Origin of the sequence: Stenoxybacter acetivorans DSM 19021 (genome assembly GCF_000745895.1) — a bacterium.
In the GTDB taxonomy this organism is placed as follows: Bacteria; Pseudomonadota; Gammaproteobacteria; order Burkholderiales; family Neisseriaceae; genus Stenoxybacter; species Stenoxybacter acetivorans.
This window is the reverse complement of the sequence record NZ_JQKE01000124.1, coordinates 1-2,282: the sequence shown is the minus strand read 5'-3', so window position 1 is coordinate 2,282 and position 2,282 is coordinate 1. Positions and strand designations below refer to the sequence as shown.

General features: G+C 40.0%; 1 protein-coding gene. It reads left to right on the top strand.

Annotation, left to right across the window (positions count from 1 at the left end; all coding sequences use genetic code 11):
- Nucleotides 1–180 precede the first annotated feature (180 nt).
- Entirely contained in the window at nt 181–1,155 is a 975-nt protein-coding gene (locus Q384_RS10815) for a polyprenyl synthetase family protein (RefSeq protein ID WP_037588059.1), read from the top strand.
- Nucleotides 1,156–2,282: the final 1,127 nt, after the last annotated feature.

Here is a 2,282-nt window from a genome sequence, read left to right as displayed (position 1 = left end):
AGTTTCTTTCTGATGAGAATAATTTATGGAAAATAATACACTATGGCTTAATTGATTAAAATGGTGAGAGAAAATTTTTCATGCGATTGCCCTGCCCAATTGATGCCGAACACAATCCGCCATGCAGAAACTGCTATAATCCAAACCTTTTTAAGCCCTTTTATTTGGATTCACACCCCAATGCTTGAAACATTGCCTTATTTTCAACAAAACTTAGCCGCCGACTTAGGCAAAGTCAATATCGTCGTTAACCGCGCCGTACAATCCGAAGTTGCCTTAATCGCGCAAATCGGTCAATACATCATCAGCGCGGGCGGCAAACGTTTGCGCCCGATTATCACCATTTTGTCCGGCAAGGCTTTGGGCTATGATCAAGCATCGCTGTATTCACTGGCAGCCATGGTCGAATTTATTCACACCTCCACCTTATTGCATGACGATGTTGTGGATGAAAGCGAATTGCGCCGCGGACGCAAAACCGCCAATAATTTATTCGGCAACGCCGCCGCTGTATTGGTAGGCGATTTTCTCTACACCCGCGCTTTCCAGCTCATGGTGGAGTCAGGCAGTCTGAAAATCTTAGCGGTTATGGCCGATGCCACCAACATCATTGCCGAGGGTGAAGTCATGCAGTTGATGAATATCGGCAATACCGACATCAGCGAAACAGAATACATTCAAGTGATTCAATACAAAACCGCCAAATTATTTGAAGCGGCGGCACAAGTGGGAGCTATTTTGGCAGGTGCAGACGAAGTGCAAGAAAATGCACTGAAAAACTACGGCATGTATGTCGGCACTGCGTTTCAAATTATTGACGATGTTTTGGATTATTCCGGCAACGTGGCACAAATCGGCAAAAATGTCGGTGATGATTTGGCAGAAGGCAAACCCACCCTGCCCTTAATTTATTTGATGCAGCAAGGCAACCGGCAAGCCGCCGCCGATGTGCGCCATGCCTTGGAACATGCCGACCGCGAATTTTTTGATAAAATCTATCAACACGTCAAATCTTCCGATGCACTGCAATACTGTACTCAGGAAGCAAAAAAAGCCGTTGATAACGCCGTATCCCAGCTGCAGCACCTCCCCGGCAACGACACCACCCGCGCCATGCGTGATTTGGCTTTGCAATCGGTTGCCCGCTTGTCTTAAACCCAACCCCGCACAAAATAAAACACCGTAAACCCACAAAACAATAAATATACCGCGCATAAACACACGGCTGCCTGAAAAATAAGCCGCTCGTCCGTCTGCGGGATAACGGCAGCTTGTGAAGTGCTGTATCAAAAGAAAAAACAGCTTGAAACTCAATAAATACATGGGTTTCAGCTGTTTTTTTGTGGTTAAATCCCAGTCTCAAAAATACAGAATTTGCACCGGTTTTTGCACTTTTTTGCTGCAAATATGCCGTTTTTAAGCATCTAGCCAAACGACTTTCTTTTCCATCACGCAGTAACCCGAGACAATCAATCCCTGTACGGTAAAAAATCAGAATGAAAAGCCGTATCCACATGTAAAAAATAATGGTTCAGCTGCATTAAAATTCTGCTGTAATTCGTTAAATTTGATTGTAAATTACTTGATATTGTAAAAATATATAACTATAATATTCAAAATATAGTTACTCAAGTTAATATATAATAATTTAATTAAAAATAATTGTAATAAATTCAATACCATACTAAAAAGTATTTACGGATAGATGTAGTTAGTAATTGGTATATTTATTGCTTGATATTGTAACAAAAGGTACTGTTTTGGTACTATTAAATACCCTGAGTTGGTTGGACGTAAATGACATCATGCGGCAAATGCAACGCATAACAGAGATAAAACCACAGTAATCAGGTAAATGTTTCAAATCTAAAGATTCAAAGAGCAGCGAAGTAACAAACAAGCTTTGCTGCGGTTGGAACACAGACAACACCAAATAATTTGAATGAATATCCGATAAGGTTAAAAAGTAAAATACTCAGTAAAAAATAACCTGAGTTAAAGGCACAGAAATAGTAAATAGTAACTAACTAACGGTTAAAAATATTTGAAAAAATAGTATGTTAATAAATAATCACAAACTTTATATAACACAAAGCAGCCCAAAAAATGCTGCGTTTTATCCTGTACACAATCACATTGTTCAGACAGCCAATCAAAAACGATGCTTAGAAGCCGCGTGTTTCACGGGTTTTAAGCATCGTTTAAATTATTTGTACAACAGAATATTTATGACCATACAACGCAACCCAATCAAACAGAAATCCATTAACCGACGATGTATT